Raw genomic sequence first — 1,938 nt, forward strand, 5'->3', positions numbered from 1 at the left:
GATCCCACTCCGCATTCGTCAGATCCCCACGACCCATACAGCCAGCCTGCCCCCAACATCCCACCCACGTCAGGAGATCCGAGAAACAGTGCCTAATCCCTTGTTAGTGGCACCCCGAGGAACCGGATGGGTCTCGGGATGTTCGAGTACCGGGACGTGACATCGCGTCGTCTTGGTACTTGTTGCGGCGGTCGCCGGACGGACACCCAATGACGACTGGGCCTTCGAGGTCTCCCACCAGAGTGGTGCCGTCCGGCGTCGTGAGCCGTAAGCGGCGTGTCGCCCGTCAGTACTGGACGGATGCCTATCCAGGACCAGGCCATGATGCCTCGAGTCAGAGCGGTGGCGTCCAGGGCTGGCGGTCGTCAACACCCATCCGATGATCACTCGTTGGTGTTGGTGGTGCGAGCCCGCCGCACGGTGACCTCTCGTTACGCCCGAGCCGTTTGAGTTCCCGCGCAGACCGAGGCCCGCGGGGCGCGCTGGTGCCACGAACGGCTAGTGAGGTGGAGGCACATCCGCTAGGCGGTTGATGCCTGGGATTAGGTCGCTCGCGTGGCCCGCATGCGCTCGTGACCAGCGCAAATACCTGCACATTGAGAGGGAACTGCCTTGATCTACTGCGGCATCGACTGGGCGGAGAGGACGCATGACGTCGCTCTGGTTGACGACACCGGCGCGTTAGTCGCCAAGCAGCACATCACCGACGACGCGGCCGGCTACAAGCTGCTGCTGGAGTTGCTTGCCGAGCACGGCGACACCGAAGAGAACCCGATCCCGGTGGCGATCGAGACCTCCCGCGGCCTGCTGGTCGCGGTGCTGCGGACCAGGGAGCGGAAGGTGTACGCGATCAACCCGATGGCCGCCGCCCGTTACCGCGACCGACACAGCGTCTCCCGGAAGAAGTCCGATCCCGGCGATGCCCTCGTCCTGGCGAACATTCTGCGCACCGACATGCACGCCCACCGACCTCTGCCAGGCGACTCGGACCTCGGCCGGGCGATCGCCGTCCTTGCCCGCGCCCAGCAGGACGCTCTGTGGAACCGGCAGCAGCTCGCCAACCAGCTCCGCTCCCTGCTGCGCGAGTATTACCCGGCCGCCCTGGACGCCTTCGCCACCTGGACCAACGGTCTATGCCGCCCTGAGGCCCGCGAACTCCTCAAGGCCGCGCCGACCCCTGGCCGGGCGGCGCGGCTGACCCGCACCCAGATCCAGTCCGCGCTCAAGCGCGCCGGCCGCAAGCGCGGCATCGAGGCGGAGGCCGAGCGGCTCCGCCACGTCTTCCGCGCCGAGTGGACCCACCAGCCGCCGCTCGTCGAGGACGCGCTCGGCAAGCAGATGCTCGCCGTCCTCATCCAGCTGGAGGCCGCCTGCACAGCCGCCGACCAGCTCGCTGAGGCGGTGGAAGAGTCGTTCCCGCAGCATCCAGACGCCGAGATCCTGACGAGCTTCCCCGGGCTCGGCATCCAGCTCGCCGCCCGGATCCTCGCTGAGATCGGGGACGACCGCACCCGCTTCGGCGACGCGCGCGGCCTGAAGGCCTACGCAGGGGCCTCACCGGTGACCAGGGCTTCCGGCAAGAAGTCGTCCATCACGCGGCGGTGGGTGAAGAACGACCGGCTCAACCACGCCGGCTACCTCTGGGCCTTCGCCGCCCTCCGCCACTCACCGGGAGCAGGTGCCCACTACCGGCGCCGCCGCGAGATCGGCGACTGGCATGCCGCCGCCCAGCGCAACCTCTTCAACCGCATGATCGGCCAGCTCTACCACTGTCTCCAGCACCGCAAGCTCTTCGACGAACGCACCGCGTTTCCTGCACCACCAGAACTTGCCGTCAGCGCGGCTTAGAAGTCATCTCATTTGGTTGGCTCGGTAGGCTGTCGGTCGTGGTGGGGATCGTTGAGCGGCTTGTGCCGGATGAGTTGTGGGAGTTGTTCC

General features: G+C 67.3%; 1 protein-coding gene. It reads left to right on the forward strand.

Annotated features, from left to right (window positions below):
• Window positions 1–612: 612 nt before the first annotated feature.
• On the forward strand, window positions 613–1,848 hold the full coding sequence (locus ACWD0A_RS34775; protein ID WP_451304700.1) for an IS110 family transposase: 1,236 nt from the start codon (window positions 613–615) through the stop codon (window positions 1,846–1,848).
• Window positions 1,849–1,938 lie beyond the last annotated feature (90 nt).

Source organism: Streptomyces sp. NPDC002867 (assembly GCF_053591895.1).